This window comes from Pseudomonas reactans, from assembly GCF_013387025.1.
Classification (GTDB): domain Bacteria; phylum Pseudomonadota; class Gammaproteobacteria; order Pseudomonadales; family Pseudomonadaceae; genus Aquipseudomonas; species Aquipseudomonas reactans.
In genome coordinates, this window is record NZ_JACAQP010000008.1 from 189009 (window position 1) to 215029 (window position 26021).

At 61.6% G+C, this 26021-nt stretch carries 28 protein-coding genes; 15 read left to right on the forward strand and 13 right to left on the reverse strand.

The window, feature by feature from the left end; translation table 11 throughout:
- Window position 1: 1 nt before the first annotated feature.
- The 3 genes from HX793_RS12100 to HX793_RS12110 are packed head-to-tail and all read right to left on the reverse strand — an operon-like array spanning window position 2 to window position 3557.
- Window positions 2-1261, reverse strand: a complete 1260-nt coding sequence (locus tag HX793_RS12100; RefSeq protein WP_178905510.1) for a dihydrolipoamide acetyltransferase family protein — start codon at window positions 1259-1261, stop codon at window positions 2-4.
- Window positions 1262-2320, reverse strand: a complete 1059-nt coding sequence (locus HX793_RS12105; protein WP_016978112.1) for an alpha-ketoacid dehydrogenase subunit beta — start codon at window positions 2318-2320, stop codon at window positions 1262-1264.
- A gap of 1 nt (window position 2321) precedes the next feature.
- On the reverse strand, window positions 2322-3557 hold the full coding sequence (locus tag HX793_RS12110; protein ID WP_016978111.1) for a 3-methyl-2-oxobutanoate dehydrogenase (2-methylpropanoyl-transferring) subunit alpha: 1236 nt from the start codon (window positions 3555-3557) through the stop codon (window positions 2322-2324).
- A 195-nt stretch (window positions 3558-3752) separates the two neighbouring features.
- On the opposite strand from HX793_RS12110, the gene bkdR reads away from it, so the two are divergent.
- Window positions 3753-4238 (forward strand): Bkd operon transcriptional regulator BkdR, encoded by a 486-nt coding sequence (gene bkdR / locus HX793_RS12115; RefSeq protein ID WP_010209335.1) that lies wholly within the window; start codon window positions 3753-3755, stop codon window positions 4236-4238.
- On the opposite strand, the gene HX793_RS12120 is transcribed toward bkdR, so the two are convergent.
- The gene (locus HX793_RS12120; RefSeq protein WP_177095596.1) at window positions 4235-5098 is read right to left on the reverse strand and encodes an MBL fold metallo-hydrolase; all 864 of its coding nucleotides are present in this window, start codon (window positions 5096-5098) and stop codon (window positions 4235-4237) included. The genes bkdR and HX793_RS12120 overlap by 4 nt on opposite strands.
- A 94-nt stretch (window positions 5099-5192) precedes the next feature.
- Between HX793_RS12120 and HX793_RS12125 the strand changes: the two genes are divergently transcribed.
- Genes HX793_RS12125 through HX793_RS12135 form a run of 3 tightly spaced genes read left to right on the forward strand, consistent with a single transcriptional unit; the run spans window position 5193 to window position 7630 of the window.
- Window positions 5193-5528, forward strand: a complete 336-nt coding sequence (locus HX793_RS12125) for an ArsR/SmtB family transcription factor (protein WP_005789341.1) — start codon at window positions 5193-5195, stop codon at window positions 5526-5528.
- A 50-nt stretch (window positions 5529-5578) separates the two neighbouring features.
- Entirely contained in the window at window positions 5579-6823 is a 1245-nt protein-coding gene (locus HX793_RS12130) for an FAD/NAD(P)-binding oxidoreductase (RefSeq protein WP_177095598.1), read from the forward strand.
- Complete coding sequence (locus HX793_RS12135) at window positions 6824-7630, forward strand: sulfite exporter TauE/SafE family protein (protein ID WP_177095599.1); 807 nt, start codon at window positions 6824-6826, stop codon at window positions 7628-7630. It begins immediately after the preceding gene.
- A 33-nt stretch (window positions 7631-7663) separates the two neighbouring features.
- Here the strand turns inward: HX793_RS12135 and HX793_RS12140 are convergent, their stop codons facing one another.
- Window positions 7664-8311, reverse strand: a complete 648-nt coding sequence (locus tag HX793_RS12140; protein ID WP_095016893.1) for a YceH family protein — start codon at window positions 8309-8311, stop codon at window positions 7664-7666.
- 115 nt (window positions 8312-8426) lie between these two features.
- Between HX793_RS12140 and HX793_RS12145 the strand changes: the two genes are divergently transcribed.
- Window positions 8427-8936, forward strand: a complete 510-nt coding sequence (locus tag HX793_RS12145) for a DUF1993 domain-containing protein (RefSeq protein WP_016978105.1) — start codon at window positions 8427-8429, stop codon at window positions 8934-8936.
- 70 nt (window positions 8937-9006) lie between these two features.
- Here HX793_RS12145 and sstT read toward each other — a convergent pair whose 3' ends face one another.
- Window positions 9007-10227 (reverse strand): serine/threonine transporter SstT, encoded by a 1221-nt coding sequence (gene sstT, locus HX793_RS12150; protein ID WP_016977346.1) that lies wholly within the window; start codon window positions 10225-10227, stop codon window positions 9007-9009.
- Window positions 10228-10456: 229 nt separating this feature from the next.
- Between sstT and HX793_RS12155 the strand changes: the two genes are divergently transcribed.
- Complete coding sequence (locus HX793_RS12155) at window positions 10457-11614, forward strand: MFS transporter (protein ID WP_178905511.1); 1158 nt, start codon at window positions 10457-10459, stop codon at window positions 11612-11614.
- A gap of 4 nt (window positions 11615-11618) precedes the next feature.
- Here HX793_RS12155 and nhaR read toward each other — a convergent pair whose 3' ends face one another.
- A complete protein-coding gene (gene nhaR / locus HX793_RS12160; RefSeq protein WP_177095602.1) occupies window positions 11619-12521 on the reverse strand; it encodes a transcriptional activator NhaR in 903 nt (300 codons plus the stop codon).
- A gap of 134 nt (window positions 12522-12655) precedes the next feature.
- On the opposite strand from nhaR, the gene HX793_RS12165 reads away from it, so the two are divergent.
- The 4 genes from HX793_RS12165 (at window position 12656) to mnmH (ending at window position 15935) form a co-directional block, all read left to right on the forward strand.
- On the forward strand, window positions 12656-12907 hold the full coding sequence (locus HX793_RS12165; protein ID WP_177052903.1) for a hypothetical protein: 252 nt from the start codon (window positions 12656-12658) through the stop codon (window positions 12905-12907).
- Window positions 12908-12950: 43 nt separating this feature from the next.
- Window positions 12951-13703, forward strand: coding sequence for a TerC family protein (locus HX793_RS12170; protein WP_010211333.1), 753 nt, complete (start codon window positions 12951-12953; stop codon window positions 13701-13703).
- 94 nt (window positions 13704-13797) lie between these two features.
- Window positions 13798-14832: a selenide, water dikinase SelD gene (gene selD, locus HX793_RS12175; protein WP_177060190.1), complete on the forward strand. Its 1035-nt coding sequence runs from the start codon at window positions 13798-13800 to the stop codon at window positions 14830-14832.
- Complete coding sequence (gene mnmH / locus HX793_RS12180) at window positions 14832-15935, forward strand: tRNA 2-selenouridine(34) synthase MnmH (protein WP_177052902.1); 1104 nt, start codon at window positions 14832-14834, stop codon at window positions 15933-15935. Before selD ends, mnmH begins: the two co-directional genes overlap by 1 nt.
- Here the strand turns inward: mnmH and HX793_RS12185 are convergent.
- Together HX793_RS12185 and HX793_RS12190 are read right to left on the reverse strand one after the other, a co-directional pair.
- Complete coding sequence (locus HX793_RS12185; protein ID WP_177052901.1) at window positions 15925-16980, reverse strand: permease; 1056 nt, start codon at window positions 16978-16980, stop codon at window positions 15925-15927. The genes mnmH and HX793_RS12185 overlap by 11 nt on opposite strands.
- A 44-nt stretch (window positions 16981-17024) precedes the next feature.
- The gene (locus HX793_RS12190; protein ID WP_016977353.1) at window positions 17025-17726 is read right to left on the reverse strand and encodes a hypothetical protein; all 702 of its coding nucleotides are present in this window, start codon (window positions 17724-17726) and stop codon (window positions 17025-17027) included.
- 253 nt (window positions 17727-17979) lie between these two features.
- On the opposite strand from HX793_RS12190, the gene HX793_RS12195 reads away from it, so the two are divergent.
- The 3 genes from HX793_RS12195 to hemB all read left to right on the forward strand — a co-directional run bounded on the left by HX793_RS12195 (window position 17980) and on the right by hemB (window position 20615).
- Window positions 17980-18678 carry a glutathione S-transferase N-terminal domain-containing protein gene (locus tag HX793_RS12195; protein ID WP_177060192.1) on the forward strand — a complete coding sequence of 233 codons (699 nt, stop codon included), beginning with the start codon at window positions 17980-17982 and terminating at the stop codon, window positions 18676-18678.
- Window positions 18679-18681: 3 nt separating this feature from the next.
- The gene (locus HX793_RS12200) at window positions 18682-19524 is read left to right on the forward strand and encodes a PhzF family phenazine biosynthesis protein (protein ID WP_177060194.1); all 843 of its coding nucleotides are present in this window, start codon (window positions 18682-18684) and stop codon (window positions 19522-19524) included.
- 116 nt (window positions 19525-19640) lie between these two features.
- Window positions 19641-20615: a porphobilinogen synthase gene (hemB, locus tag HX793_RS12205; RefSeq protein ID WP_016977356.1), complete on the forward strand. Its 975-nt coding sequence runs from the start codon at window positions 19641-19643 to the stop codon at window positions 20613-20615.
- Window positions 20616-20642: 27 nt separating this feature from the next.
- Here hemB and HX793_RS12210 read toward each other — a convergent pair whose 3' ends face one another.
- Window positions 20643-21257: a LysE family translocator gene (locus tag HX793_RS12210; RefSeq protein WP_177052900.1), complete on the reverse strand. Its 615-nt coding sequence runs from the start codon at window positions 21255-21257 to the stop codon at window positions 20643-20645.
- Between the two features lie 146 nt (window positions 21258-21403).
- On the opposite strand from HX793_RS12210, the gene HX793_RS12215 reads away from it, so the two are divergent.
- Both HX793_RS12215 and HX793_RS12220 read left to right on the forward strand, forming a co-directional pair.
- A complete protein-coding gene (locus tag HX793_RS12215) occupies window positions 21404-22489 on the forward strand; it encodes a DUF1615 domain-containing protein (protein ID WP_177060196.1) in 1086 nt (361 codons plus the stop codon).
- 333 nt (window positions 22490-22822) lie between these two features.
- Window positions 22823-23239, forward strand: a complete 417-nt coding sequence (locus tag HX793_RS12220) for a PaaI family thioesterase (RefSeq protein ID WP_177060198.1) — start codon at window positions 22823-22825, stop codon at window positions 23237-23239.
- Window positions 23240-23408: 169 nt separating this feature from the next.
- On the opposite strand, the gene HX793_RS12225 is transcribed toward HX793_RS12220, so the two are convergent.
- Genes HX793_RS12225 through HX793_RS12235 form a run of 3 tightly spaced genes read right to left on the reverse strand, consistent with a single transcriptional unit; the run spans window position 23409 to window position 25994 of the window.
- Window positions 23409-24590, reverse strand: coding sequence for an acetyl-CoA C-acetyltransferase (locus HX793_RS12225; protein ID WP_177052897.1), 1182 nt, complete (start codon window positions 24588-24590; stop codon window positions 23409-23411).
- An 11-nt stretch (window positions 24591-24601) separates the two neighbouring features.
- Window positions 24602-25261 carry a CoA transferase subunit B gene (locus HX793_RS12230; RefSeq protein WP_003211625.1) on the reverse strand — a complete coding sequence of 220 codons (660 nt, stop codon included), beginning with the start codon at window positions 25259-25261 and terminating at the stop codon, window positions 24602-24604.
- 34 nt (window positions 25262-25295) lie between these two features.
- A complete protein-coding gene (locus HX793_RS12235; protein WP_010211319.1) occupies window positions 25296-25994 on the reverse strand; it encodes a CoA transferase subunit A in 699 nt (232 codons plus the stop codon).
- Window positions 25995-26021: the final 27 nt, after the last annotated feature.

Below are 26021 nucleotides of genomic sequence, written 5' to 3' on the forward strand. Positions count from 1 at the left end.
CTTACTCCAGGAACAGGCTGGCGGGTTGTTCGAGCAGGCCGCGAATGGCCTGGATGAATTGCGCCGCGTCCATGCCATCGACCACCCGGTGATCGAAGGAGCTGGAGAGGTTCATCATCTTGCGTACCACGATCTGGCCCTTGATCACCATCGGCCGTTCAACGATACGGTTGACGCCGACGATGGCCACTTCCGGCAGGTTCAGCACCGGCGTGCTGACGATGCCGCCCAAGGCACCCAGGCTGGTCAGGGTGATGGTCGAACCCGACAGCTCATCGCGGCTGGCCTTGCCGTTGCGCGCAGCCGTGGCCAAACGTGCGATTTCTTCGGCATTGCCCCACAGGCTGCGGGCTTCGGCGTGACGCACCACCGGCACCATCAGGCCAACGTCGCTCTGGGTGGCGACGCCCACATGCACCGCGCCGAGGCGGGTGATGACCTGGGCTTCGTCGTCGTAACGCGCGTTGATCTGCGGGAAGTCACGCAGTGCCACCACCATGGCGCGCACGATGAACGGCAGCAGGGTCAGCTTGCCGCGCGTAGCACCGTGTTTCTCGTTGAGGTGCACACGCAACTCATCAAGGGCGGTGACGTCGATCTCTTCCACATAACTGAAATGCGCGGCGCGCCGGGTGGCGTCCTGCATGCGCTGGGCGATCTTGCGGCGCATGCCGATCACCGGGATTTGTTCTTCAGTGTTGCGTTCGGCGTAGGGGTTGGCAGCCGTTGATGCCCTCGCCGAACCTTGCTGGAGGTAGGCGTCGAGATCTTCGTGCAGAATCCGGCCCGCCGGGCCAGAGCCCTGGACCAGACGCAGTTGAATCCCGGCGTCCAATGCGTGTTTGCGCACGGCCGGGGAGGCCAGCGGGCGTTCGTCGGCTTCACGTGCCACAGGTGCCTGGGCTGCGATAACCGGCGCAGGTTTGCTTTCAACCACGACTGGCGCAAGCTTGGCTTCAACCACAGGCGCGGCCTTCGGCGCTTCCTTCACGGCGGGCGCTTCCTTGGCGTTGCCCGCGCCTTCCACTTCAATGCTGATCAGAATACTGCCCACGGCCATGACTTCCCCCGGCTCGCCGCCGAGGGAAATCACCTTGCCGTGCACGGGCGAGGGAATGTCTACCATCGCCTTGTCGGTCATCACATCCGCCAGTACCTGGTCTTCCACGACCATGTCGCCAACCTTCACATGCCACACCGACAGTTCAACTTCCGCGATGCCTTCGCCAATATCCGGCATCTTGATAACGTGCGTGCCCATTCAGACCTCCATGACCCGTTTCAACGCCGCGCCCACTCGGGACGGCCCTGGGAAATACGCCCACTCTTGCGCGTGCGGGTAGGGGGTGTCCCAGCCGGTGACGCGTTCGATCGGCGCTTCCAGGTGGTGGAAGCAATGCTCTTGCACCAGCGACACCAACTCGGCACCAAAACCGCAGGTGCGGGTGGCTTCATGCACCACCACGCAACGACCGGTCTTCTTCACGGATTTGACGATGGTTTCCAGGTCCAGCGGCCACAGGCTGCGCAGGTCGATGACCTCGGCGTCAATGCCGGTTTCTTCGGCGGCGACTTGCGACACATACACGGTGGTGCCGTAGGTCAGCACCGTGACCGCCGAACCCGGACGCACGATGGCGGCCACGTCCAGCGGCACGGTGTAATAACCGTCCGGTACCTGGGCTTGCGGGTGTTTCGACCACGGGGTTACCGGGCGGTCGTGGTGGCCATCGAATGGGCCGTTATACAGGCGTTTCGGCTCGAGGAAGATAACCGGGTCATCGTTTTCGATGGAGGCGATCAGCAAACCTTTGGCGTCGTAAGGGTTGGACGGCATCACCGTGCGCAGCCCGCAGACCTGGGTGAACACCGCTTCGATACTCTGGCTGTGGGTCTGGCCACCGTAGATGCCACCGCCGCATGGCATGCGCATGGTCAGTGGCGCGGTGAACTGGCCGGCCGAGCGATAACGCAGGCGCGCCGCTTCGGAGATGATCTGGTCGGTGGCGGGGTAGACGTAGTCGGCGAACTGGATCTCGGCCACCGGGCGCAGGCCATAGGCGCCCATGCCCACGGCCACGCCGATAATGCCACTCTCGGAGATCGGTGCGTCAAACACGCGGGAGCTGCCGTACTTGGTCTGCAAGCCTTCGGTGCAACGGAACACACCGCCGAAATAACCGACGTCCTGGCCGAACACCACCACGTTGTCGTCGCGTTCGAGCATCACATCCATGGCCGAGCGCAGGGCCTGGATCATGGTCATGGTGGTGGTGGTCATGGCGGTTTCCACTTCAATACTGTTGTTGTGATCGTTCATGTCAGATCCCCAACTCTTGACGCTGGCGCTTCAAATGCTCCGGCATCTCTTTGTAGACGTCTTCGAACATGGTCGCGGCGCTTGGAATCTGGCCGCCGGCGAGGGTGCCGTACTGTTCGGCTTCTTTCTGCGCCTTGACCACTTCGGCTTCAAGTTCTGCACTGACCGCTGCGTGTTCCTCTTCGGACCACTGGCCAATCTTGATCAGGTGCTGCTTGAGACGGGCAATCGGGTCGCCCAGAGGGAAATGGCTCCAGTCGTCGGCGGGACGGTATTTCGATGGATCATCCGAAGTGGAGTGCGGGCCGGCGCGGTAGGTGACCCACTCGATCAGCGTGGGACCAAGGTTGCGGCGCGCACGCTCGGCGGCCCAGGCGGAAGCGGCGTACACCGCGATGAAGTCGTTGCCGTCCACCCGCAGGGAGGCGATGCCGCAACCGACGCCGCGTCCGGCGAAGGTGGTGGCTTCACCCCCGGCGATGGCCTGGAAGGTGGAGATGGCCCACTGGTTGTTGACCACATTGAGGATCACCGGCGCACGGTACACGTGGGCGAAGGTGAGGGCGGTGTGGAAGTCCGATTCGGCGGTGGCACCGTCGCCAATCCAGGCCGAGGCGATCTTGGTATCGCCCTTGATCGCCGAGGCCATGCCCCAGCCCACGCCTTGTACGAATTGGGTGGCGAGGTTACCGGAAATGGTGAAGAAGCCTGCGTCCTTGACCGAGTACATGATCGGCAACTGACGGCCCTTGAGCGGATCACGCTCGTTGGACAGCAGTTGGCAGATCAGGTCCACCAGCGGCACTTCGCGGGCCATCAGGATGCTTTGCTGGCGGTAGGTGGGGAAGCACATGTCGTCGATGTTTAAGGCCAGGGCCTGGGCGCTGCCGATGGCTTCTTCGCCAAGGCTTTGCATGTAGAACGACATTTTTTTCTGACGCTGGGCGACCACCATGCGGTTGTCGAAAATGCGCGTCTTGAGCATGGCACGCATGCCTTTGCGCAGGATCTCGACCGGGACGCCTTCGGCCCATGGGCCGAGGGCCTGGCCCTGGTCGTCGAGCACGCGGATCAGGCCCTTGGCCAGGTCGGCGGTGTCGGCGGGTTCTACGTCGATGGCGGGTTTGCGCACTAGACCTGCGTCGGTCAGGCGCAGGTACGTGAAGTCGGTCTTGCAGCCTGGGCGTCCCGAGGGTTCAGGGACGTGCAGGCGCAGTGGTTCATACTGCTGGGTCATGGCTTTCTACGCTCTATCTTGTGAATTTCTTGTAGTGGGCGCGCTAGCTGACAGTCAGCCTCCGGATAGGAGAAATCTTGTCCTACAACAATCATAGGCGGGGCGTGGAAGAATATTTATCTGTGTTTCGTTGCACTCAGGATCATTTGCGGATAAAAAATCTGCATAAACATAATAAACAGGTGATTTTGTCTCATGCGCAAACTGGACCGTACCGATATCGGCATTCTCAACGCCCTGCAGGAGAACGCCCGCATCACCAACGCCGACCTGGCCCGCTCGGTGAACCTGTCGCCCACGCCGTGTTTCAACCGGGTGAAGGCGATGGAGGAATTGGGCTTGATTCGTGACCAGGTCACCCTGCTCGACGCCGACCTGCTGGGGCTGCACGTCAACGTGTTCATCCACGTCAGCCTGGAAAAACAGAATGAATTGGCGTTGCAGCAGTTCGAAGGCGCGATCTCCGACCGGCCGGAAGTGATGGAGTGTTACCTGATGGCCGGCGACCCGGACTATCTGATCCGGGTGCTGGTGCCGACAATCCAGTCGCTTGAGCGCTTCATGATGGACTTTTTGACCAAGGTGCCGGGCGTCGCCAATATCCGCTCCAGCTTTGCCCTCAAGCAAGTGCGCTATAAAACCGCGTTGCCGCTACCGGCCAACGGCATCAACCTGGGTTAGAGGTGGTTGACCGGAATCTTCAGGTACACCACACCATTGTCCTCCGCCGGCGGCATATTCCCCGCCCGCACATTCACCTGGATCGCCGGCAGCAACAGCGTCGGCATCCCCAGCCCTGCGTCGCGCGTGGTGCGCATCTCGACAAACGCGGCTTCATCCACGCCATCATGCACATGGATATTCCCCGCCCGCTGCTCGGCCACCGTGGTCCGGCACTTTGCCTCACGACCTTCCGGCGGGTAGTCGTGGCAGACGTACAGCTCGGTTTCCAGGGGAAAGCCCAGCAACTTGCGCATCGACGCATACAACTGCTGCGCATCGCCGCCGGGGAAATCACAGCGCGCTGTACCGACATCCGGCATGAACAGCGTGTCCCCCACCAGGATCAACCGGTCGTCGATCAGGTAGGCCATGTCCGCCGGGGTATGCCCTGGCACATGCAGGGCCTGGGCCTTGATCGTGCCGATGTGAAACACCTCATCCGGCGCAAACAGGTGATCGAACTGCGAGCCATCCACGCGAAATTCCGGCTCCAGGTTGAACAGGTTCTTGAACACGCCCTGCACTGTGCTGATCGACTGCCCGATGGCGATCTTGCCGCCCAGCGTGCGGCGCAGGTAAGGCGCGGCGGACAAGTGATCAGCGTGGGCGTGGGTTTCCAGCAGCCATTGCACCTGCAGCCCATGCTCGCGTACAAAGCGGATGACCTTGTCGGCCTGGGCGGTGTCGGTCCGCCCCGAGGCCGGGTCGTAGTTGAGCACCGAATCGACGATGGCGCAGGGGCCGCCGTCGGCTTCATAAACGACGTAGGTGTAAGTCGAAGAGGCGTCGTCCAGAAAGGCTTGAATCAGCGCTGGCATGGCGGTTGTCCCGGATGAAGAAAAAAGTAGTTACAATCAGTTTACGTTTTCACATAATGTTTTGAGCTTAAGTGACAAAAAGGACCCGAGGCAAATGGAATCTACTCTGAGTGAGGGCGAAGTCGCCCAGTTGCGCGCATCGGCGTCCAAGGCCTGTTCCTTGCTCAAGGCCCTGGCCAATGAGGACCGTTTGTTGATCCTGTGCCAGTTGACCCAAGGCGAACGCAATGTCGGCGAACTGGAAGCCCTGACCGGCGTGCGCCAGCCCACGCTGTCTCAACAATTGGGCATTTTGCGTGACGAAGGGTTGGTCGCCACCCGTCGGGAAGGTAAATACATCTTCTACGGGTTGGCCAGCCACGAAGTGATTCAAGTGATGAAGACCCTGTCCGGCTTGTACTGCGGCGCGGTCATAAAAAGCTGGGCGTGACGCCATCCGGCAGCGACCCTTGTGTGCATGTATGACAAAGGCGATAGACCATGACCGACCAACACTGGGGCCCAACCATCAGTGGCGACATCGTAGTCATCGGCGGCGGCTCGGCGGGCATTGGCCTGCTGGCCAGCCTGCTCAAGCGCGACCCGCACCTGAATATCATCCTGATCGAACCGAGCGACCATCATTGCTACCAGCCCGCCTGGACCCTGGTGGGCGGCGGCGCCTATGACCTGAAAAAGACCCGTCGTCCGCTCGCTGATGTATTGCCCAACGGCGTTACCTGGGTGCAAGCCGCCGTCACCGAAGTTCTGCCCGACGAGCAGACCCTGATCCTTGACAGCGGCCAGCGTGTCAGTTGGCAAAACCTGATTGTCTGCCCCGGCCTGCGCCTGGCCTGGGAGAAGATCGAAGGCCTGCAAGACACCCTCGGCAAGCATGGCGTCACGTCCAACTACAGCTACCAGCACGCCGCTTACACCTGGCAACGGGTGCAGCAACTCAAGGGTGGCAAGGCGATCTTCACCCAGCCAGCCATGCCGATCAAATGCGCAGGTGCGCCGCAAAAGGCCCTGTATTTGTCCTGCGATCACTGGCTCAAGCAGGGCGTGCTGAAAAACATCGACGTCGAATTCAACCTGGCCGGTGCCGCGTTGTTCGGCGTGGCGACCTTCGTGCCGCCGTTGATGAAATACGTGGAGAAGTACGACGCCCGCCTGGCGTTCAACGCCAACCTGGTGAAAGTCGATGGCCCCGCTGGCAAGGCCTGGTTCGAAGTGAAGGACGCCGAAGGCACTGCGCGCATTGAAGAAAAATCCTTCGACCTGCTGCACGTGGTCCCACCGCAGGTTTCTCCGGATTTCATCCGCCAAAGCCCGCTGGCCGACGCCGCCGGCTGGTGCGAAGTGAACCCCCTTAGCCTGCAACACCTGCGCTACCCACACATCTTCGGCCTGGGTGATGTGTGCGGCACCCCCAACGCCAAGACCGCCGCTGCGGTACGCAAGCAGATCGTCGTGGTCGCTGAAAACCTGCTGGCCCTGCGCAAACAGGCGCCGCTGCCGCTTAAATACGATGGCTATGGTTCCTGCCCATTGACGGTGGAGAAGGGCAAGGTGGTGCTGGCCGAGTTCGGCTACGGCGGCAAGTTGCTGCCGACCTTTCCCCTGGACCCGACCCAGGCGCGCCGCTCGATGTGGTTCCTCAAGGCCACTTTGCTGCCGTGGTTCTACTGGAATGGCATGCTCAAGGGGCGCGAATGGCTGACCCGCCTGAGCAAGGTGGACTGAATGCTGCTGGCCAGTGTGTTGGGATTATTGATGGGCCTTGTCATGGGCCTGACCGGCGCGGGCGGCGGCATCCTCGGGGTGCCGGCGCTGGTGTTGGGGTTGGGTCTGAGCATGACCCAGGCCGCGCCGGTGTCGTTGCTCGCCGTCGGTGCGGCGGCAGCGGTAGGGGCGATTGACGGTTTGCGCCATGGCCTGGTGCGTTACCGCGCCGCGTTATTGATCGCCTTGCTCGGTGCGCTGTTTTCGCCAGTGGGTGTTTTTCTTGCCCACCAATTGCCGGAAGCGCTGCTGATGGGCCTGTTCAGCGGGTTGATGGTGCTAGTAGCCTGGCGCATGTTGCAGCGTGAAAAACGCGAGGCAGGGCCGAGTGACCATGGCACGGCGTCCTGGGGCCAGAAGAACTGCATGCTCGATCAGCAGACTGGGCGCCTGGCCTGGACCGCCAAGTGCAGCGCGACCCTGGCCGCCCTCGGCGCGGTGACCGGTGCAGTGTCCGGCCTGCTCGGTGTGGGCGGTGGCTTTCTGATCGTGCCGGCGTTCAAGCAACTCACCGATGTGCAGATGCGCGGCATCGTCGCCACCTCCTTGATGGTGATCAGCCTGCTCTCGCTGATCGGCGTGGCCGGTGCATTCCATGCCGGTGTGCGCATCGAGTCGGTGGGCTGGGTATTTATCGGCGCAAGCATCGTCGGCATGCTGGCTGGCCGACGCCTATGCTCGGTGATTCCCGCCCGTATCTTGCAGGTGGGGTTTGCCAGCCTGTGCGTACTGGTGGCGATTGGAATGCTGGTTAACGCCTTGCTCTGAAACGGTGGCGAGGGAGCTTGCTGCGCAGCACCTTCAGCCCTGTTCCAACTGGGCCAGGCGCTCTTCAAGCGCTGCAATCCGCGCTTCCAGTTCTTCGATCCGGTCCGCTGAAACGCCAGCCCCGCGTTCCACGGGGTTGCCCCGTGCCGCGAGGATTGTCTCGATGTCTGCCGGATCGCCCAGCGCATGGGTGTAGCGGTCTTCGCGCTGCCCGGCCTGGCGCGGCACCAGCAACGCCAGCCCGCGGGCAATCAAGCGCTCCAGTTGATGCACCACCTGCTCGGCATCTTCGAAGTCATGCATGCGTCCGCTGCGGGTCAGCAGCTCATTGACGGTCTGCGGTCCTCGCAAGAACAGCAGCCCGGTGAGGATCACCTGGGCCGGCACCAGCTCCAGCGCCTTGTCCACACGATGTTCCCAGCGGTCTGCACGGCTGCCCATCACCAGGCGGGTGAAGCCCTGGCCTTCCAGAGCACGCAGGCTCTGGCCGACCTGGCCCTGGCTGAGGGTCATGACCGGCTCGCGGCTGGTCTTCTGGTTGCAGGCCAGTACCAGGGCATTGAGGGTCAGGGGATAGGTTTCCGGGTTGGTCGCCTGCTTTTCGATCAGGCAGCCCAGGATGCGGATTTCCGTGCTGTTCAGGCGCGGCTCAGGGGTCTCGGTGTCGTGCTCGGCGGTCATCGCGCTTTCCCTATGCAGTGAAGTGCCTAGCGTAAGCCGGAAAAAATAAAAGACAAGCGGCGGGCATGGCTATAATCGCCGCTGGTTCAAACCGTGACATTACCCAGAGACTGCCATGACTATTTCCCTGTACGCCGCCTCCATCCCCGTCTTCAAGCAAATGCTCACCGCTCTGAGTGGTGTGCTGGCCAAGGCCGAAGCCCATGCCACCGCCAAGAACATCGAGCCTAACGCCTTGCTGCAAGCGCGCCTGTTCCCGGACATGTTCCAGCTAGTGCGCCAGGTGCAGATCGCCGTCGACTTCGCCAAGGGCGTTTCTGCACGCCTGGCCGAAATCGAAGTGCCGAAATATGAAGATACCGAAGTCACCTTCGCTGACCTGCAAGCGCTGATCGCCAAAGTGCTGGCCTTTGTCGACACCATCCAGCCCGAGCAAGTCGACGGCAAGGAAGGCATCGAGATCGTCACGCGCCCAGGCACACCGAAAGAGAAGCGCTTCAGCGGCCAGTCCTACCTGCTGACCTACGGCCTGCCGCAGTTCTTCTTCCACGTCACCACCGCCTACGCGCTGCTGCGCCACAACGGCGTGGAAGTGGGCAAGCGTGATTACATGGGCGCTTTCTAAGCATCCAGTCACAAAAAAGCCCGGGGTCGTTCACTGAAGAACGCCCCCGGGCTTTTTTGTGGCGGGCGGCTTAAGCCGGCTGTTCTTCCTTGCCCAGGCAGGCGGCGGCGGTGAACAGCACATCGGTGGACGAGTTCAGCGCGGTTTCCGCCGAATCCTGCAGCACGCCGATGATGAAACCCACGGCGACGACTTGCATGGCGATCTCGCTGGGAATGCCAAACAGGCTGCACGCCAGCGGGATCAACAGCAGCGAACCGCCCGCCACGCCGGAAGCACCGCAGGCGCAGACGGCCGCGACCACACTGAGCAGCACGGCGGTGGGCAGGTCGACGGCAATGCCCAAGGTGTGCACGGCGGCCAGGGTCAGTACAGTGATGGTGATCGCGGCGCCGGCCATGTTGATGGTGGCACCGAGTGGGATTGACACCGAGTAGGTGTCCTCATGCAGGCCCAGGCGTTTGCTCAAGGCCAGGTTGACCGGGATGTTCGCCGCCGAACTGCGGGTGAAGAACGCGGTGATCCCGCTTTCGCGCAGGCACATCAACACCAAGGGATACGGGTTGCGGCGCAGTTTCCAGAACACGATGGCCGGGTTGACCACCAGCGCCACGAACAGCATGCAGCCGATCAGCACTACCAGCAAGTGAGCATAGCCGAGCAGGGCGCCGAAGCCGGAAGTGGCCAGGGTCGAGGCCACCAGGCCGAAAATGCCCAGCGGCGCAAAGCGGATCACCACCCGCACGATCAGCGTGACGCCGTTGGACAGGTCGTCGAGCACGGTGCGGGTGGTTTCGCCGGCATGGCGAATGGCTATGCCCATGCCGATGGCCCAGGCCAGGATGCCGATGAAGTTGGCATTCATCAGTGCGCTGACCGGGTTGTCCACCACGCTTAACAACAGGCTTTGCAGCACTTCACCAATGCCGCCGGGCGCGGTCACCATTGCGTCGTGGGTTGCCAGCACCAGCGAGGAGGGGAACCACATGCTCGCAATCACCGCGACCACGGCGGCGGCAAAGGTGCCCAGCAGGTACAGGAACAGGATCGGCTTGATATGGGTTTCCTGGCCGTGCTTATGGTTGGCGATCGACGCCATCACCAGCACAAACACCAAAATCGGCGCCACGGCCTTGAGCGCGGCGACGAACACCTTGCCGATAAAACCGGTGGCCTTGGCCGCCTCGGGCAACAGCAAGGCCAGCAGGATGCCGGCGATCAGGCCGATGACGATTTGCGTGACCAGGCTGACGCGGGCCAGTCGTTGCAGGAGGGAAGGGGCAGCAGTCATAAACACTTGTCTCTAGTTTTTGGAGGCACGGCGGCACAGGCAGAAAGGGCTGTAGGACGCGGATCGCGAAGTCTAGCATGCTGTAGGAAATGTCCCCGGCGGTGCGGCATTGCGTCACCCGCCCACCCCAGTCTTTGCAAAATCCTGTTAACATTCCGTCCTCTCATCTTTCCTAATCCTTCAGCGCGCCCTTCGGGTTGTCGTTGATGTCGTCGTTTCTGGAGTTTTCATGTTGTTTCCCATCCTGCTGCTGTCGGCCGCCGGCTTTACCGTGCTGACCACGGAATTCGTCATCGTCGGCCTGCTGCCGTCCATCGCCCGGGACCTGAATGTGAGTGTGTCCCAGGCCGGGCTGCTGGTGACCTTGTTCGCATTTACCGTGGCGGCCTTTGGTCCGTTTCTGACGGCCTACTGCGCGCGCTTCCCACGCAAGCGGCTGTTTATCAGCATCCTGATCATGTTCGGCGTGGCCAATACCGTGGCGGCGCTGGCGCCGAATATCTGGGTGATGGCCGTGGCGCGGTTGATCCCGGCCCTGGGCCTGCCGGTGTTCTGGGCCTTGGCCAGCGAAACGGCGGTGGACATTGTCGGCCCCGAATTCGCCGGGCGTGCCATCGAGAAGATCGGCTTCGGGATCGTGTGTGCCACGGTCTTCGGCATTCCGGTGGGCACGCTGATTTCCGATATGTTCGGCTGGCGCAGCGCGTTTGCCATCCTCGCGGTGGTGGCCTTGGCCAAGGCCTTGCTACTGTTTATCTACCTGCCGGTGACCCAACCGAAGAACGCTGAAGTGACGCTGCGCTCGCAGTTCAAGATCCTGCGCAACCCACTGATGCAGGGCCATATCCTGTTGTCGATCCTGGTGTTCAGCGGCATGTTCACGGCGTACACCTACCTGGCTGACATCCTGGAACGCCTGGCCGGTTTCGACGGTACGTTGGTGGGCTGGTGCCTGATGGGCTTCGGTGCGGTCGGGCTGATTGGCAATTCGTTGGGCGGGCGTGCGGTGGATCGCCACCCGTTGATCGCGTCGATGGTGTTCTGCGGCTTCATGATTGCGGGCATGGTGGCGGTGGTACCGGCGATCCACTCCACCCTTGGCCTGGCGGCGGCGATGGCCGTGTGGGGCGTGACCCAGGCGGCGATGTTTCTGGTCAGCCATGTGCGCTTGATGAAAGCCGCACCCCATGCGCCGGCATTTGCCGCATCGCTGAACATCGCCGGGGCCAACCTGGGCATCGGCCTGGGCGCCCTGGTGGGTGGCCATGTGATCGATACCCTCGGCCTGGGCAGCCTGGGCTTTGCCGCTTCCGGGTTTATCCTGGTGTCGATCCTGCTGGCGTTGTGGTTGATGACTGCCAAGCAACCGGTCGCCTCCCAGGCCTGAGCCGTCAGGGCAGGGTGGTGAACAACTCGCGCCTGGCACCTTCGGTAATCGCCACGATGCCGGGGTGCTTGACCTTGCGCTCCACCGAGATCGCGTAGAACGACTCGGTCACCGCCACGGTCTGGCCAATCAGCGCCACGCCGTACTGGCGCACCACCTCTTCGGCAATCACGCTGGGGGCGATAAAAATCCCGCTGCCGGATTGGCCGAAGGCCTGCATCAAGGCGCTGTCGTCGAACTCGCCGATGATCTTTGGCTGGATCTGCTGTTCGGCAAACCAGCGCTGCAAACGGCTGCGCACCACGGTTTCTGCGCCTGGAATCAACAGCGGCGCGCCGTGCAGGCACTGTGGGAAATCCCCGCCGTATGCGTCAGCCAACGCCTGGGTGGCGAAAAAGCTGATGCCACATTCCCCTAACTTCTGGCTGTAGCCCTTGATGTCCAGGTGTGTAGGCATGGGGCTATCGGAAATCACCAGGTCGAGGCGCTGGATGGCCAGGTCGGCCAGCAGGCGTTCGAGCTTGTCTTCGCGGCAGGTGATACGGATCGGCTCGCTCAACTCCATGGTCGGCGCGATCAGCCGGTAAACGATGGACTTGGGCACCACATCCGCCACGCCGACGCGGAACAGAATCTGCTGTTCATCGGGCTGCGCGCGCAGCATGGCCTCCAATTCATTGCCGGTCTGGAACATCTGCTCGGCGTAGGGCAGGGCCTGGCGCCCGGCTTCGGTCAGTTCCAACTGACGGCCGACGCGCTGAAACAGCGCGATACCAAAGGTTTGCTCCAACAGGCTGATCTGCCCGCTGATGGTCTGGGGCGTGAGGTTAAGCTGCTCACACGCGCGCACGATGCTGCCGGTCTTGGCCACCACCCAGAAGTAGTGCAGTTGTCGGTAATTGAGCATGGCCACCGTCACTTCGTGAAAATCGAAGTATACGCGAGAAAAATACGAATTTTCCTGAACTGTCCACCTGCATAGAATGCCTCGCTATCGCGGGGCCACTATTTGGACCCAATGGTTCTAACGAGGAAGACATCATGAAACTCAATTCCCTGGGCATGGCATCGTTGCTTGCGCTTTCATTGGTAGTGATCAGCGGCTGCGATCAGGTCGAGAAAAGCGCGCAGCAGGTATTGGGCAAGGCCACCGAATCGGCCAAGCAAGCCATCGATGACACCCACAAGGCGGCCGAGCAGGCATTGAGTGAAGCGACCAACGGCCTGATCAACCCGCAGAAAAAGGATGATCAGGAAGACAAAGAAAGCGAATCTTCTAGCAAAGAAGCCTAATTTCCCCGCACTTTTTATTCACGAAGAACGTCAGGACTGACCTATGGATTACCTTTTACAACTGGCCGCCAGCCCCACCGCCTGGGTTGCCCTGGCGACCTTGATCGTCATGGAGATCGTGCTGGGCATCGATAACCTGATCTTCATCTCGATCCTCACCAACAAGCTGCCGGAGCAGCATCGGGCCAAGGCTCGACGCATCGGTATCAGCATGGCGTTGGTGCTGCGTCTGGGCCTGTTGAGCACCATCGCGTTCATCGTGCAGTTGACCGCGCCGGTATTTGAAGTGTTTGGCCAGGCGTTCTCGTGGAAGGACATGATCCTGATCGCCGGTGGCCTGTTCCTGGTGTGGAAGGCAACCACCGAGATCCATCACAGCATGGACCCGGAGCCGGAAGAGAAGGAAACCAGCGCTGGCAACGTCGTGGCCATCGGCTTCGCTGCGGCCATCGGCCAGATCCTGTTGCTCGACCTGGTGTTCTCCATCGACAGCATCATCACCGCCGTGGGCATGACCGAGCACTTGCCGATCATGATCATTGCCGTGGTGACCTCGGTGATCGTGATGCTGGTGGCCGCCGAGCCGTTGGCCAAGTTCATCAACGACAACCCGACCGTGGTGATGTTGGCCCTGGGCTTCCTGATCATGATCGGTATGACGTTGATCGCCGAAGGCTTCGGCGCCCATGTGCCTAAAGGCTACGTGTACGCAGCCATGGCGTTCTCGGCGGCGATCGAATGTTTGAACATTGCCCGCCGTAACCGCCACAAGCGTTTGCTGGCTGCCCGGCAATAACGGCTGAAACCAAAAGGCCGGCTGCGCTCACAAGAGTCCAGCCGGCCTTTTGCTGTCTGTTAGAATTCGCGCACTTGATAGCGTGAGGTCCTACATGAACGAGCCGATTCGTCTTACCCAGTACAGTCACGGCGCGGGGTGTGGCTGCAAGATATCGCCCCAGGTATTGGAGGTGATCCTTGCCGGTAGCGGCGCACAGCACCTCGACCCCAAGCTGTGGGTGGGCAATGCTTCACGCGACGATGCGGCGGTGTACGCCATTGATGATGAGCGCGGCGTGGTCTCCACCACCGACTTTTTCATGCCGATTGTCGATGACCCCTTCGATTTCGGCCGGATTGCCGCCACCAACGCCATCAGTGACATCTACGCCATGGGCGGCGATCCGTTGATGGCCATCGCCATTCTGGGTTGGCCGGTGAATGTGCTGGCGCCGGAGATTGCCCGCGAGGTGATCCGTGGCGGCCGTTCCGTGTGCGACGAAGCCGGTATTCCCCTGGCGGGCGGCCACTCGATCGATGCCCCGGAGCCCATCTTCGGGCTGGCAGTGACCGGCCTCGTGCAAAAGCGCCATATGAAGCGCAACGACACGGCCAGCGCCGGTTGCCGGCTGTACCTGACCAAGCCTCTGGGCATCGGCATCCTCACTACCGCCGAGAAGCAGGGCAAATTGCGCGAAGCAGATATCGGCATGGCCCGGGACTGGATGTGCACCCTGAACAAGCCCGGCAGTCGTTTCGGCAAGTTGGCGGGGGTGACGGCGATGACCGATGTCACCGGTTTCGGGCTGTTGGGCCACTTGGTGGAAATGGCCGATGGCAGCGGCCTGACGGCGCGCATCGAGTACAACAATGTCCCTCGCTTAGCCGGGATCGAAGATTATCTGGATCAGGGCTGCATGCCCGGCGGTACGTTGCGCAACTTCGACAGCTATTCAAGCAAACTCGGACGTCTTCAGGAACTGCACAAGCGTGTGCTGTGCGACCCGCAGACCAGCGGCGGTCTGTTGATCGCCGTCACGCCCGAGGGCGATGCCGAATTCCACACTGTGGCGGCTGAACTGGGCCTGGTCCTGAAGCCTATCGGCGAACTGGTCGAGCGACAGACCCACGCGGTTGAGGTGATTTGATGGCGACTGATATCACCGACTACCGCGACATCTTTCTCAACGACCGGCCGATGATGGATACCCGTGCGCCGGTCGAGTTCGTCAAAGGCGCCTTTCCAGGTGTAGTCAATCTACCGCTGATGACCGATGACGAGCGCCAGCGGGTCGGCACCTGCTACAAACAGCAAGGCCAGCAGGCGGCCATCGTGCTCGGACATGAACTGGTGTCCGGCGCAATCAAGGCCGAGCGCATCGAACAATGGGCGCGTTTCGCCCAGGCCAACCCCGATGGCTACCTCTACTGTTTCCGAGGAGGGCTGCGTTCGCAGATCGTGCAGCAGTGGCTGAAGACCGAGGCAGGTATCGAGTACCCGCGTGTGGGCGGTGGCTATAAGGCCATGCGCAGCTTTTTGCTGGAGACCGTTGAGCAGGCTGCGGCCCAGTGTGATTTTGTGTTGCTCGGCGGCATGACCGGCACCGGCAAGACCGAAGTGCTTGGCCAATTGAGCAACGCCCTGGACCTGGAAGGCCACGCCAACCATCGTGGTTCCAGCTTCGGCAAGCGCGCCACGGCGCAGCCGTCCAACATCGATTTTGAAAACCGCCTGGCGGTGGACCTGTTGAAGCAACGCGCCGCCGGTATCGAGCATTTTGTGGTCGAGGACGAAAGCCGCATGATCGGCAGTTGCGCGTTGCCACTGCCGTTGCACAAGGGTATGCAGTCGTTCCCGATGGTGTGGTTGGAAGACAGCGTGGAGGGCCGAGTCGAGCGGATCCTGCGCGATTACGTCGTGGACTTGTGTGCAGAGTTCGTCGCGGTGTTTGGCGAGCACGGCCAGACATTGTTCGCCGAGCGCCTGACCCAGAGTCTGGCCAATATCCACAAGCGCCTGGGCGGTGAGCGTTACCAGCGGTTGCAGGGGATCTTGCAGGACGCCCTCGTAGAACAGGCCCGCAGTGGTGCAGTGGACCTGCACCGGGCCTGGATCGAAGGATTACTCAGGGAATATTACGATCCGATGTACGCCTTCCAACGTGAAAGCAAAGGCGCACGTATCGAGTTTGCGGGCGAGCAGGGCGCCGTGGTGGCGTATCTGCGCGAGCGCGCCCAGGCTAAAGGATAGCGGCGCCGATCAAGCCGCAAGCCAGCCCCACCAGCATCGTCAGCCCGGCCACCGTCACCAGTACGCGCGTATCGAAATCCTTGCGCAGCATCAGCAGTGACGGCAGGCTCACGCTGGGCAGGGTCATTAGCAAGGCCACGGCCGGGCCGGTGCCCATGCCCAGGGCCATCATGGTTTGTACGATAGGGATCTCTGCGGCGGTGGGAATCACGAACAATGTGCCGACAATCGCCAGCGGCACCAGCCACACCAGGCTGTTGGTCATGGCGCCATCCACATGAGGAAACAGCCAGACCCGCGCCGCGCCCAGTATCAATACCGCCAGGATGTAGATCGGAATCGTGCTCCAGAACAGCTGCCACAAGGTGCGCGCCCAGCGACTCAAGAACGGTTGCGACTCCACGACGCTGGCTTCGGCCACCGCATCCAGCGCCGCTTCCGGCACCTGCTCCGGACCGGCAATACGTTGCGCCACCAGCGACACTCCGACGACCAGCACAATGCCCGCCACCAGCCGGAGTGCGGTGAAGCCCCAGCCCAGCACAAAGCCCATGAATACCAGAGTTGCCGGGTTGAGCACCGGGTTGGCGATCCAGAACGCCAACGCCGCGCCCACCGATACCCGTTGGCGGCGCATGCCCGCCGCGACCGGTGCCGCGCAGCAGCTGCACATCATGCCCGGCAAGGCGAACAGGCCGCCGCGTAACGTCGAGCCGAGCCCGGCACGTCCGAACAGACGCAGCAGCCAGTCCCGTGGAACCAGCACTTGCAGGAGCGAGCCGAGAATCACCGCCAGCACGGCGGCTTTCCAGATCGCCAGGAAATACACCTGGGCGTAGGCCAGTGCGGCAGCCAGGGGCGCGCTTTGCTGGTCGTTGAGGATCGATGCGCCGATGCTGTGGCTATCCGCGGCGACAAAGGCCTTGAGGTAGTAGGGCGACCACTTTACGTAGTAGAGCCCGACGCAGGCGACCAGCAGGAACAGCGCGGGCTTCCACCAGAACGCCCAGCCACGGCCGGGCTGGGAAGGAGTGAGGTTGGGCATGGTGATGATCCGCAGATGAGTCGAGAGCGGCGCATCATACGCTGTCAGCTGTCGGCACTCACCTGTGTCGGTTCAGGGCAGCTTTCGTTGCCGTCGTTCAAGCCTTGCTTGTAGTTGCGGCTCAGCAGCGAAGCCTTGCCGTTGTGCCAGGTCAGGGTCAGCACGTAGAGCGTATCGTAGTCGCTGCCGGACCAGTCGTCGGTGATGGTGTGCTTTTCGCCCGACGCTTCGCTCGCCACCTTGTTGATCAATTCCGGCAGATAACCGTGGGACCAGGCGGTGTAGATGATGGAGTTGTGGTATTTGGCTTCCACCAGTTCGTCGGCGAGGGCGCTGGTGTCATTCGCTGAAAACTTGATGTTCACCGGCAGGCCCAACTTGATGGCGCTGGGGCTGATGGTCATCAGGGGGCGAATATAGCTGTAGGAATTGTCAAACTCACCTTCTTCCACATTACGCGTCGGGTTGGCGGCGAAGACGAAGTTGGCTTTGCCGAACCGCTCCGGCAGTACTGTTGCGAGGTTCATCGCCCGGTTGAGGCCCTGGCAATTGAGTTGGCCCAGGCCACCCGCGGGTTTTTCACCGTGGCGCAGGAAGACCAGGGTTTGCACGCCGTCTACCTGGTCGGCATTGCTGATGCGCGATTCCAGGGTCAGATCGATAGCGCCGCCGACCAGCAGTACTGGCAACAAAATGTATGAATATCGTTTGAGGCGTCTAGCAAGGCACAGAGGCTTGATTGTCATTAGTGTCGAGTCTTCAGTGCATCGGGTTAAGGCGGACAAGCCCGGCCCAGCGACGCCTGCGGCGTGCTGCGGTGTTCCCTGTCGCAATAGCGAGGTGCCTCCTTTCACCGTTTGAACGCACTTTCGAGTGCGCAAGGGCGTATTGGTTCGCCCACGCGGGAGAATAGCCCGCAGTTGTTGCGTATTGATGACCCATGCAGGACATCGGCCAGATGACTATCATGGGCTTCCTGCACCTACCTGGGGCTTCCCGATGAACCCAATCGCCGCTTTCCCGATTAATAGCAAATGGCCCGCCCAGCATCCCGAGCGTCTGCAACTGTACTCCTTGCCGACGCCCAACGGGGTCAAAGTGTCGATCATGCTCGAAGAGCTGGGTCTGCCCTATGAAGCGCACACGATCAGTTTCGAGACCCAGGACCAGTTGTCGCCGGAATTCATGTCCCTGAATCCCAACAACAAGATCCCCGCAATCATCGACCCCAATGGCCCCAGCGGTCACCCATTGGCGCTGTTCGAGTCCGGAGCGATCCTGATCTACCTGGCGGAAAAAACCAGCCGGTTGCTGTCCGAAGACCCGGCCACCCGCTATGAAACGATCCAATGGTTGATGTTCCAGATGGGCGGTATCGGGCCGATGTTTGGCCAGTTGGGGTTCTTCAACAAATTCGCCGGCAAGGCCTACGAAGACAAGCGCCCCCGCGACCGTTACGCCGCCGAATCCCGGCGCTTGCTGGAGGTGCTGGAGAAACGCCTGCTGGGCCGCACCTGGATCATGGGCGATGAGTACAGCATTGCCGACATCGCGATCTTCCCGTGGGTCCGCAACCTGATCGGCTTCTACGAGTCGGGTGACCTGGTGGGCATTGCCGACTTCCCTAATGTGTTGCGCGCGCTGGACGGTTTTGTCGCAAGGCCGGCCGTGATCCGTGGCCTTAATATTCCGAGGTGAAGCATGCCGACTTTTGATTTCAAACAGGTGGACGTGTTTAGTCGCGTGGCGCTCAAAGGCAACCCGCTGGCAGTGGTGTTTGGCGCCGACAGCTTGACGGATCAGCAGATGGCGGACTTCGCCAATTGGACCAACCTCAGCGAAACCACGTTTTTGCTGACACCGCGTGATCCCAGGGCTGACTACCGGGTACGAATCTTTACCACCTTGACGGAACTGCCGTTTGCCGGGCACCCCACGCTGGGCAGTTGCCATGCGTGGCTGCAAGCCGGCGGGATTGCGAAAGATGAGGAGATCATCCAGGAGTGCGAAATTGGCCTGGTACGGATCCGTCGCCAAGGCGATGAGTTGGCATTTATCGCGCCGCCGTTGTTGCGTTCAGGGGCGCTGGAGGCCTCGTTGGTCGAGCGCCTGCGTGTCGCGCTGGGCTTGGCGCCCGACGCCATCGTGCGTAGCCAGTGGGTCGACAACGGTGCGGGATGGCTAGCGGTGATGCTGTCGGACCGTAATCAAGTATTGGACCTGCAACCGGACTATTCGCAAATGCTCGGTTTGGCGGTGGGTGTAATCGCCCCCTGCGATCCCACGCGGGACGATGTAGACGCACAGTTTGAAGTCCGCGCCTTCATTGCGGGTGACGGCGCCCAGGAGGACCCGGCCACCGGCAGCCTGAACGCTGGCGTCGCCCAATGGCTGCTGGCCGAAGGCCTGGCGCCTGAGCGCTATGTGGTCAGTCAGGGCACGGCCATCGGAAGGGCGGGGCGCATTCGAGTCGAGCGCCAGGGTGATGAAATCTGGGTGGGTGGCGCTGTGGCGGTGTGTATCGAAGGGCGACTGCAGCTCTAGATCAATGAATTGTTACGGGCGGCGCAATACACTATTGGCCCCTCGACGTTTGTGCTGCCGGGGCCAAGGGGCATAAGCTTTCGCCCCAAAGATTTCTGCCTTTTGATAGGAAAGCCATGACCAGCCAGTTCCCCCAAGCCCGCCCACGCCGCCTGCGCCGCTCCCCGGAGCTGCGTGGTTTGTTCCAGGAAAGCGAATTCACCCTCAATGATCTGGTGCTGCCGATCTTCGTCGAAGAAGAAATCGACGACTTCGTGCCGATCACCAGCATGCCCGGCGTGTTGCGCATCCCTGAGAAGAAACTGGCCGGCGAGATTGAGCGCTATGCCCGCGCCGGCATCAAGTCGGTGATGACCTTTGGCGTGTCGCACCACCTGGACGCCAGCGGTAGCGACACCTGGAAGGAACGCGGCCTGGTCTCGCGCATGTCCTCGATCATCAAGGACGCCGTGCCGGAAATGATCGTGATGTCCGACACCTGCTTCTGCGAATACACCGACCACGGCCATTGCGGCGTGATGCACGGCGCCCATGTCGACAATGACGCGACCCTGGTCAACCTCGGCAAACAAGCCGTGGCGGCGGCCCGCGCCGGTGCCGATGTGATCGCACCCTCGGCGGCGATGGACGGCCAGGTCCAGGCGATTCGCCGCGCCCTGGATGACGCCGGCTTCACCCATATCCCGATCATGGCTTACTCGACCAAATTCGCCTCGGCCCTCTACGGCCCGTTCCGCGAAGCCGGCGGCAGCGCGCTCAAAGGCGACCGCAAAAGCTACCAGATGAACCCGATGAACCGCCGTGAAGCCGTGCGTGAGTCGTTGCTGGACGAGCAGGAAGGCGCGGACGCGTTGATGGTCAAGCCAGCCGGAGCCTACCTCGACATCATCCGCGACATCCGCGAAGCCTCGCGCCTGCCCGTGGCGGCGTATCAGGTGAGCGGCGAGTACGCGATGATCAAGTTCGGCGCCCAGGCGGGCGCGATTGACGAGGATCGTGTGGTGCGCGAGACATTGGGGTCGATCAAGCGCGCGGGTGCGGACTTGATCTTCACCTACTTTGCAATGGACCTGGCGTTGGCCGGGATCTGATTGAGGGGCGTTTGCGCAATGCTGCCTTCAGCGTTGCGCAAACGCCAGATTCAACCCCAACCCCGCAAAGGCCGCCGCAAAGCTGCGGCGCAGCCAGTTCTGCACCCGTGGTGACTCGATCACGGCACGCCGAAACACATTGGCTAGCAGGCCATAGGCCACGAACACCACAAACGTCATTGCCATGAACACAGCGCTCAGCACCAACATCTGCAGGGCGGGCGCCGTGTTGCCTGGTGTAATGAACTGGGGCAGGAACGCCAGGAAGAAGATGGTCAGCTTCGGGTTGAGAATGTTCATCAGCAGGCCGCGCAACATCAGTGTCCGGGCACCTGTGTGAGTCGGTGTGTCGCTGACCGCAAAGGCCGAGCGATCCCGCCAGGTGGCATACGCTACGTACAACAGGTAGGCGGCGCCTGCGTACTTCAACATTTCGAACGCCAACGCGCTGGTGTGCAACAAGGCCGAGAGGCCGAGAACCGACGCGAGCAAATGCGGGATGATCCCTGCGGTACAGCCCAACGAGGCGAACACACTGGCGCGCTTGCCGGCGGCGAGGCCGGTGGACACGGTAAAGATCACGCCGGTGCCGGGAATCAGCACGACAATCAGGCAGGTGATAAGGAAGTTGAGGCTGAGCATGGCATTCAAACTCCGTGTACGAATGGTCGATGACAGATCCTGTCACGTTTGCGGGTGACTGGCGAGGGTACCTGCGGGGCGAACCCTGCTTACACTTACCGGTCGATATCTGCACTATCCGGCCCGCTTTCATCCAAGGAAGTCCCATGCATTCAAGCCGCCTGATCCTCTGTTTTGCCACTTTGCTGGTGCTGGCTGGTTGCTCCACTTCACGCAACGCGCAGCAGCCGGAGCGCAGCGAAGCCGAAGTGAAGACGCAGATCGTGCGGCTGCTGCCGGCCCAGGTGTCCGACCGCACGGGGTGGGCCCAGGACATCTACACCGCCTTCGATACCCAGAAAATCTATCCCAGCACGGAAAACATCTGCGCTGTGCTCGCGGTCACCGAGCAGGAGTCCACTTACCAAGTGGACCCACCCGTGCCGAATATGGGCAAGATCGCGCAGGATGAAATCCTGCGGCGTGCAGGAAAAGTCCATGTGCCGGCGTTTGTCGTACGCAGCGCGCTGCAACTGCGTTCGCCCACCGGCAAGACTTACGCTGATCGCCTGAGCGCAGCGCGCACGGAGAAAGACCTGAGCGGCATCTTCGATGACTTCATCAGCATGGTGCCTCTGGGAAACACGCTGTTTGGTGGTTTCAACCCGGTGCATACCGCAGGGCCGATGCAGGTGAGTATCGACTTTGCGCAGAAACAGGCGCGAGGTTATCCCTACACGGTGGACGGCAGCATTCGCCGCGAAGTGTTCACCCGCCGGGGCGGCATGTACTTCGGCATCGCGCATTTGCTCGGTTATCCGGTGAACTATGACCAGCCGTTGTATCGCTTTGCCGATTTCAACGCCGGCTGGTACGCCAGCCGCAATGCCGCGTTCCAGGCCGCCGTCAGCCGTGCCTCGGGCAAAGAACTGGCATTGGATGGGGATTTGATTCGCTACGGCTCGTTGTTGCCCGGCACTACCGAGTTGGCAGTGCGTTCGCTGGGCGCAAAGCTGGATATGCGCAACCCCAGCATCCGCAGCCAACTGGAGCAGGGCGAGCAGCTGGACTTTGAAGACACCACGCTCTACAAGCGCGTGTTTGCCCTGGCCGACAAGGCGGCGGGCAAGCCGATGCCACGGGCGATCCTGCCGGGCATCGTGCTCAAGAGTCCCAAAATCACCCGCAATCTCACTACCGCCTGGTTCGCCAAACGGGTGGATGAACGTTATCAGCGGTGCATGAAGCGCTGATCAGCTTTGTGGCGAGCGGACTTGCTGTGATGAGCAGGTTTCTTGTGGCGAGAGGGCTTGTCGCACCGCCTGCGTTGGGCTGCGAAGCAGCCCCATTCAAAGAGAATGCGGTGTATCAGGTATCACTCGGCGGCTCTTTTGGGGGCTGCTTCGCAGCCCAACGCGGGCGGTGCGACGATTCGACAAGCCCGCTCGCCACAGGCCGTCCACCAGGTTAAAGCGGGTCTGGTGGATTAACGCAAAGCATCGCGCGGGATTTGCGCGGTGGATGGTAATGGCCGCTGCCGGCGTCCAGGCGTACATCTTAACCTTCACTCCAGGGAAGAGTCCGCCATGATCATTCACGCCGTACCTGAAGGTTTTGTTTCATTGCCCCGCAGCAGCCCATTGCTTGATCTGCTCGGCCCGGCCTATTGCCGAGGGGAGGGCCTGCAACTGGAAATCGGCCTGCGCGCCGACAATCGCCACGCCAATGGGCGCGGTACCGTGCATGGCGGGGTGTTGGCGACCCTGGCGGATATCGGCATGGGGTATGCCATGGCGTTTTCCAGCCAGCCGCCGCTGCCGTTGATTACTGCGAGCATGACCTTGGACTACCTGGGGGCGGTGCAGGTGGGGGAGTGGATTGTGGTGCGGTTGGAGCATCACAAGCGGGGGCGGCAGATGGCGTTTGCCACGGTGAGCTTGCAGGTGGGGGAGAGAGTGGTGGCGCGGGCGAATGCGGTGTTTGCGGTGCCGCAACCTCAGTGAAAACCATAAAGAAAAGGCCTGGTTTTCGTGGAACCAGGCCCTCTCAATGTTGCCCTTTATTGCTTTTCTGTAGGAGCGAGCTTGCTCGCGAAGATCGCTAACGATAACGCAGCTCTTCTGGCAGAACTCAGCGCCTGTAGATTCTTCGCGAGCAAGCGCGCTCCTACAGTCAAGCGCGTTCGAGCGCCAGCGCGACACCCTGGCCGCCACCGATGCACAGCGTTGCCAGGCCTTTCTTGGCATCACGTTTGATCATTTCATGCAGCAGGGTCACCAGCACGCGGCAGCCTGAGGCGCCGATCGGGTGGCCGATGGCGATGGCGCCACCGTTGACGTTGACCTTCTCTGCGTCCCATTCCAGCTCTTTGCCCACCGCCAGGGATTGCGCGGCGAAGGCTTCGTTGGCTTCGATCAGGTCCAGGTCGCCCAGGCTCCAGCCGGCTTTGTCCAGGCAGCGACGGGTCGCCGAGACCGGGCCGATGCCCATGATGGCTGGGTCGACGCCCGCGTTGGCGTAGCTGGCGATACGCGCCAGTACCGGCAGGCCGAGGGCCTTGGCCTTGTCGGCGCTCATCAGCAGTACGGCGGCGGCGCCGTCGTTGAGGCTGGAGGCGTTGCCGGCGGTGACGCTGCCGTCCTTTTTGAACGCCGGTTTCAGTTTGGCCAGGGACTCGGCAGTGGTGCCGGCGCGAGGCTGTTCATCCACGGCGAAGGCCACTGGATCGCCTTTACGCTGGGGAATCAAGATCGGGGTGATCTCATCGACAAAGCGGCCTGCTTCAATAGCAGCAGCGGCTTTTTGCTGAGAGGCAGCAGCGAACGCGTCCTGGGCTTCACGGCTGATGCCGTACTTGTCCACCAGGTTCTCGGCGGTGATGCCCATGTGGTAGTCGTTGAATGCATCCCACAGGCCGTCGGTGATCATGCTGTCGATCATCTTGGCATGACCCATGCGCAAACCCGTGCGTGCGGCGGGCAGTACGTACGGGGCCAGGCTCATGTTCTCCATGCCGCCGGCGATGATCACTTCGGCATCGCCGCAACGGATGGCCTGGGCGCCCAGGTGCAGGGCCTTGAGGCCGGAGCCGCAGACCTTGTTGAGGGTCAGGCTCGGCACGGCGTGGGGCAGGCCGGCGAGGATCGAGGCCTGGCGCGCCGGGTTCTGGCCTGAGCCGGCGGTGAGTACCTGGCCGAGGATCACTTCATCCACTTGGGCCGGGTCCAGGCCAGTCTGTTCCAACAGGCGACGGATCACGGCAGCGCCCAATTCCGGTGCCGGAATATTCGCCAGAGAACCCTGGAAGCTGCCCACGGCGGTGCGGGTGGCAGCAACAATCACGACGTCTTGCATGGAATCTGTCCTCACTGGAAGTGCATTTCTGGAACGTGGTCCGGGACGATCAGTTTACCGGCGGTCTTGCTCACAATCTCCTCAACGCTGACGCCAGGTGCGCGTTCCTTGAGGACAAAAGCGCCATTTTCGATTTCCAGGTACGCGAGGTCGGTCAATACACGCTTGATGCAGTTGGCGCCGGTCAGCGGCAGGCTGCACTGGCTGAGCAGCTTGGACTCACCGTCCTTGGACGCGTGGGTCATGATCACGATGATGTTTTCTGCACCGGCCACCAGGTCCATGGCGCCGCCCATGCCTTTGACCAGCTTGCCAGGGATCATCCATGAGGCGATGTTGCCTTGTACGTCTACTTCAAATGCGCCAAGCACGGTGAGGTCGACGTGGCCGCCACGGATCATCGCGAAGGACTCGGCGGAGGAGAAGATCGACGCACCGATGCGTGCGGTCACGGTCTGCTTGCCGGCGTTGATCATGTCGGCATCAATGGTTTCTTCTGTAGGAAACGGTCCCATGCCCAGCAGGCCGTTTTCCGATTGCAGCATCACTTCCATGCCTTCGGGGATGTAATTGGCCACCAGGGTCGGGATGCCGATGCCGAGGTTGACGTAGAAGCCGTCCTGCATTTCGCGGGCGACGCGTTGAGCCATTTGTTCGCGGGTAAGAGCCATTTTAGGTGTCCTTATTGTTCGGGCTGGGGGCGGATTATTTGCGTACGGTGCGCTGTTCGATGCGCTTCTCGAACGTGCCGCAGATGATCCGGTCGACGTAGATGCCAGGGGTGTGGATCTGCGCCGGGTCCAGCTCGCCCGGTTCGACGATTTCTTCGACTTCGACCACGGTGATCTTGCCGGCGGTGGCGGCCAGCGGGTTGAAATTCTGGGCGGTGTGGCGATAGATGACGTTGCCGAAGTGGTCGGCTTTCCAGCCTTTGACGATGGCGAAGTCGCCGGTGATGGATTCTTCCATCAGGTACGGACGACCGTTGAACTCGCGGGTTTCCTTGCCTTCGGCAACCGGGGTGCCGACGCCGGTGGCGGTGAAAAAGGCCGGGATGCCGGCGCCGCCAGCACGCATTTTCTCGGCCAGAGTGCCTTGGGGCGTCAGCACCACTTCGATTTCGCCGCTGAGCAATTGCTTCTCGAACAGGGCGTTTTCACCGACGTAGGAGGCGATCACCTTGCTGATCTGTTTTTCTTCCAGCAGTACGCCCAAACCGAAACCGTCGACGCCGCAGTTGTTGGAAACCACAGTCAGGTCGCGGGTGCCTTTGCGTTTGATCTCGGCGATGAGGTTTTCCGGAATGCCACACAGGCCAAAACCACCGGAGAGTACGGTCATGCCGTCTTCCAGGCCTGCCAGTGCTTCCTCGTAGGACGCCACGCGTTTATCGAAACCTGCCATATGCACCTCTTTTATTGTTTGTGGGCC